This is a genomic window from Micromonospora sp. NPDC048830, from assembly GCF_043198215.1.
Taxonomy (GTDB): Bacteria; Actinomycetota; Actinomycetes; order Mycobacteriales; family Micromonosporaceae; genus Micromonospora.
The window spans coordinates 1-5,738 of the sequence record NZ_JBICUP010000101.1; the positions used below are offsets into that span (position 1 = coordinate 1).

General features: G+C 69.4%; 1 protein-coding gene. It reads left to right on the top strand.

Features of this window, described 5'->3' with window-relative positions; genetic code table 11:
• A partial coding sequence (locus ACGFIZ_RS33950) for a hypothetical protein (RefSeq protein WP_393427371.1) occupies positions 1 to 5,738 on the top strand: 5,738 nt, incomplete at both ends.

Below are 5,738 nucleotides of genomic sequence, written 5' to 3' on the forward strand. Positions count from 1 at the left end.
GGATGGACAGCAACTACATCTTCGTGGTGTCGGACGCGAACCAGCCCGAGGTCATGGAGAGCCCGGAGAGCCTCACCAGGAAATTGACGATGGCGTGGGAGAGCCAGACCGTCGACAACCCGTTGGCCCGGCTGGACCAGATGCTGGCCGTACTCGAGTACGCGCAGAACAACCGGGAGTGGTCGGGTAGTGAATCCTCGTTCGTCGATCTCACGACCAGCCTCTCGAACCCGAACACAGGCCCGGCGGGCAGCCTGTCCGGCTCGATCGCCAGCATTCTGGTGCCCCCGACCCGGCGCAACACCGCGCTGGACCCGACCGACGTCGAGCTCGGTCCGCTTCCGGAGGACCCGGATCCGAGCCTGTCCGGGTCCGACTACTCGCCCACGCTGGGTGTCGTACCGGAGGAATGGGCTCCTCCGGCCGGCTCTGACACTGTGGTCGACGTCGAGGATGTGGCCGGCGTGGCCGTATCCACGGTAGCCGCGTCGAGTGCGGCAGGAGCCGCCACGGCGCGAGGCTCGGTGGAGCCGGTCGAGATTGATGCGGAGCGGTGGCGGCCGAAGCGTGATGTGGACCGCCGCGGTAAGCCACGTTTCGTCCACGCGTTTGATGTCAGCCGGGATGGGGTGCGGCGGCTGCCGGATAGTGGTGAGCGGATCGCGGTGCGGTTTGCGCTGGTTCCGGGGGATGAGTGGGTTATTCGGCGGCGGTTGTTTGTGGAGGGTCCGAAGGACGCGGTGAAGCAGGTGAAGCAGGACACTCTGGACGGTATCGCCGCGTTGAACGGCAAGCCGGCGGTGTTGCCGGAGGTCGGCAAGACGCTGCGGTGGGAAGTGCAGTTCGTGGACGATGAGGCCCTGGCCCATCAGAAGGTCACGGTCGTTGCCAAGGGTAGCGGGACGGATCAGCGTCGTTGGGCGGCGGGTGAAAAGCCTGGGGTGTATGTGCATGAGGTCGTGCACGGGGCGGGTGTTGTCGACAGGGACGATTCGACGCTGATGGGCCCGCACAGGCATGGTGATGATTGGAGTTTGTCCGACGAGGATCTTGGGGACATCGTGGAGATCCTCAAGCCTCATTACGCGGGTGTGGTGGGCAGTGACGGTCCTGCGGTACGGCCGGCGGGTGCGGCCAGCGCGGCGCGGGGCCCGGCCGCGGTGCAGGAGTGGTGGGACAGGGGCTTCGACGTGCCGCCGAGGTTCCAGAGGCCGCCGGCCGAGCCTGTCGGCAACGACCTGATGGACGACAGTGACAGTGACAGTGACAGTGACAGTGACGGTGACGGGGCCTACGTGCCCTCGGGCCGGGAGCGGGCGGAGAAGGCCGCTGTGCTGGGCCCGCACTCGGCCGGTGTGTTCGCGCCGCCGCCGGGCCCGAGCGCCGTACCCGGTTCCGGTCAGATCGCGGAGGCTTTCGGGGGGGACGGTGGTGCCGTGGCGCCGTCGGTGACGGCGGCCCCGGCCCGGCCGGAGATCGTGGATTCCTCGGACTGGGATGGCTTCTTCCAGCGGGTGCTGAAGAGTGCGGGGGGCCAGGTGGCGGGGACGCTCGGTCTGCCGACGGTGGAGATTGATGATGTCCGCCACTATCTGGCCGTCGAGGTTGACCGGATCGTCCAGCGTACGGATTTCCGGGATCGCCTGGATTTGTCCGGTTCTTCGTTGGAGGTGTTGCGGGAGGCGTTGGATTTAAGGGGGAGGTCTGTGCCCGGCCTGACGCGGGTTTTGCCGCATCTGGTCTCGGTGGCGTTCGGGATCGATATCGCGGTGTCCGGCAGCGGGACCGTCGGGCACGATCAGGGTGCCGGCCCGCAGGCGGGCACCGGTCAGGGGCGCCTGCGCCGGCCTGCGGGCCGGGGACGGGGGGCAGCGCCCGGCGGGCCCGACTCGGGTGAGTTCGGCCCCGAGCCGATGGTCCAGGACGTCGAGTTGGGCGAGGCGGCGGCGCCGCGCACAGGCGATCGGGCAGGACTCCCAGCTGATGTGGCGGGCGGGTGGACGGAGGGGGAGCCGCCGGAGCTGACCGGCGGGGACACCAAAAAGATCCAGCTCAACCCGCGAGGGCATCTGACGTTCAAGGTGGGCGGCAGAAGGCTGGGTTTCGGTGCGGCCGCTGCGGACCAGGTGGCGACGGTCTGGTTCGGTCCCCGCACGGACGGGTCGCCTGAGGGTGAGGCGGCCGCGTGGATCAAGGTCGAGAGCCTGAAGGACCGGGAGAGCGGCTCGTTCTGGCGGTGGCTGGACCCGGCCCCCACCGAGGACGACCTGGAGAAGCTGCGGAACTACGAGCCCCGGACCGTGCATGCGGGCAAGTGGACGGAGGGGAACCCGCCGAAGGTGACCGGCGGGGACACCAAAGAGATCCGGATCGACCGGCAAGGGCGGCTGAAGCTCCCGCGCGGCAAGAAGCCGGGTGTCGGTGCGGCCGCTGCGGACCAGATGGCGACGGTCTGGTTTGGTCCCCGCACGGACGGGTCGCCTGAGGGTGAGGCGGCCGCGTGGATCAAGGTCAAGATCCTGAAGGACCGGGAGGGCGGCCCGTTCTGGCGGTGGCTGGACCCGGCTCCCACCAAAAAGGACCTGAAGAGGCTGGAGGCCTACGAGAACCGGGACGTGGATGCGGGCGAGTGGACGGCGGGGGACCCGCCGCAGCTGCCCGACGGGTACACCAAAGAGGTCCCGCTCAACCGGCAAGGGCAGCTGCCGTTCCCGGTGGGCGGCACGCCGGGTGTCGGTGTGGCCGCTGCGGGCCAGATGGCGACGGTCTGGTTCGGTCCCCGCCCGGACGGGTCGCCTGAGGGTGAGGCGGCCGCGTGGATCAAGGTCGAGAGCCTGGAGGGCCGGAAGGGCGACTCGTTCTGGCTGTGGCTGGACCCGGCCCCCACCCAGGACGACCTGGACAGCCTGCGGACCTACGAGAACCGGAACGTGGATGCGGGCGAGTGGACGGCGGGGGACCCGCCGCAGCTGACCGACGGGTACACCAAAGAGGTCCCGATCGACCCGCAAGGGCAGCTGCCGTTCCCGGTGGGCGGCACGCCGGGTGTCGGTGTGGCCGCTGCGGACCAGATGGCGACGGTCTGGTTCGGTCCCCGCACGGACGGGTCGCCTGAGGGTGAGGCGGCCGCGTGGATCAAGGTCGAGAGCCTGGAGGGCCGGGAGGGCGGCCCGTTCTGGCTGTGGCTGGACCCGGCCCCCACCCAGGACGACCTGCAGAACCTGAAGAAATACACGCCCCGGAGCGGGCATGCGGGCAGGTGGACGGCGGGGAAGCCGCCGGAGCTGACCGACGGGGACACCAAAAAGATCCACATCGACCCGCGAGGGCAGCTGCCGTTCACGCTCAACGGCAAGACGCGGCTTGTCGGTGTGCCCGCTGCGGACCGGGATGCGACGGTCGGGTTCGGTCGCCGCACGGACGAGTCGCATAAGGGTAAGCCGGCCGCGTGGATCGAGGTCGAGAGCCTGAAGGACCGGAAGGGCAGCCCGTTCTGGCGGTGGCTGGACCCGGCCCCCACCGAGGAGGACCTGCAGAACCTGAAGAAATACACGCCCCGGACCATGCATGCGGGCAGGTGGACGGCGGGGGACCCGCCGGAGCTGACCGGCGGGGACACCAAAGAGATCCCGATCGACCCGCAAGGGCGGCTGCCGTTCACGGTGGACGGCAAGAGGCGGAGTGTCGGTTCGGTCGCTGCGAACCGGAAGGCGACGGTCGGGTTCGGTCACCGCCGCACGGACGAGTCGCCTGAGGGTGAGCCGGCCGCGTGGATCAAGGTCAAGGGCCTGAAGGGCCAGAAGGGCGGCCCGTTCTGGCGGTGGCTGGACCCGGCCCCCACCAAAAAGGACCTGAAGAGCCTGCAGAACTACGAGTACAAATCCCACCGAGCCGTGGATGCGGGTGGGTGGACGGAGGGAGACCCGCCGCAGCTGACCGGCGGGTCCCCCGACAACGCTGTTCCGGTGACACCCGCGTCAACCGGATCCGGAGCCGAGGCATACCAAGCAGAGCAGGACGACGCGGTAGATGTCCCCGGACCCGACACAGACGACCCGACCCCACCGGTCGACGGGTCGTGGGCCCGTCCGGCGGTCGGGAACACGTCGCAGGGCCAGCAGCGGCCAAGGTCGGCGAGCGCGCAGGTCGACCAGGGGCAACCGGCAGTGCGGACTCCGCCGGCCGCCCCCCCGCCGCAGCAGCAGCCGCAGCCGCAGCCGCAGCCGCAGCCGTTGGAGCGTTGGCAGCAGGCGGCCGGCCAGGCGGGCGCTACGCAAAGATCAGCCAATGCGTTCTGGGATGTTGTGGTGGACCCGTCGTCGTTGAGGTCCGTCCAGCGGCCGGCCATCGCATCGGTGGCCGGCCCGGATCCGATGTTGCCGGTGCCGGGTGACGGGTACTGCATGCTGTACGCCTTCATCGCCACCGATCCGATCGGGGTCCGTGACGTGCTGCGCCCGCACCTGCCCGGGGAGTTGGACCAGTTCCTGTCCGATCCCGGCCGGGTGCGTACCAGCGTGGTGGGGCTGGTCGGCCCGGAGGTACCCCCCGGGTCCCCGCTCGCGCAGGTGAGCAAGCTGTTGCAGGCCCACGTCCGGCGGTACCTGGACAGCAACGCCGGGCAGTTGCCCCCCGAGGTGACCAGGCAGCGGATCAACTTCCGCGAGCAGCGTGAGCAGCAGGTGGAGGGCCTGAGCCACCAGCAGGTGCTGAATTGGCTGACTTACCTTGGCAGCCCTCACGTCACCGACGGCAGCCCTCACGTCACCGACGGCGGCACGTACGTCACCGACGCCGGCATGCTGCCTCCGGACGTGATCGCGCACCGGTACCACGCGGTGCGTGCCATGGCGATGCTGCCCGGCGGGTCGCTGGATCTCGGCGCGCCGACGGACGTACCGCAGCGGCAACTGGACTTCCTCACGCAACACGGCCAGGGCTTCCCGGTGGAGAACCTGCACCCCGACACGGCCCGGAACTATCTGGTCAGCGTGCTGACCGAGTCCCCCCGCCAACTCGAACCCGACGAACTCGCCGTGGTCCGATCAACGGTGGACAACTGGCAACAGCAGTGGAGCACCCCGGCCGCGGAGTTCCTCGGCCCCCTGCTGGCCCACGCCACCGGCCGCCGGGTCACCATCTGGCGGGTACCCCGGCAGGGAGCGCAACCGACGACAAGCGCCGCGTACGGCCCGGAAGACACCGACCTGCCGGTCGACCTGTACCACGTCGCGGCCGACCCGAACAACCCGACCAACCTCAACCACTACAACGCCGCCGCCGCCGTCAACGACGACCAGCAGGACACCGGGGCTTCCCATCCGACATCCGCACCGGTCCCCACCCAGCCCCGGCAGGCGCAGGCCGGCCAGGAGCAACCGGCAGCGCAGACCTCGTCGCCTCCCCGACTGACGGCCACCGTCAGGTCGCGGCCCCACCCCGACCAAGCCAACCCAGACCCACGCACCACACCACTGGAGCGGCATTACCTCGGTCGGGGACGGACCAAGAACATCTGGGTCAAGGACAAGGAAGAAGTATCAGCCGACGTAGAACTCGTGCTGATGAAAGAGATCACAGACAAGGTCCAACCAGAGGCGGCATGGGACGACGCCTTCCCCTGGCGCGACCGTGACGACCCGCGCGGACGGGTCTTCGCACCCTTCGCCGACGACGAAGGCCAGGTACACCGCGTCGTCCGTGAAAACGCCCATCTAATCACCGCCAGCATGGACTCG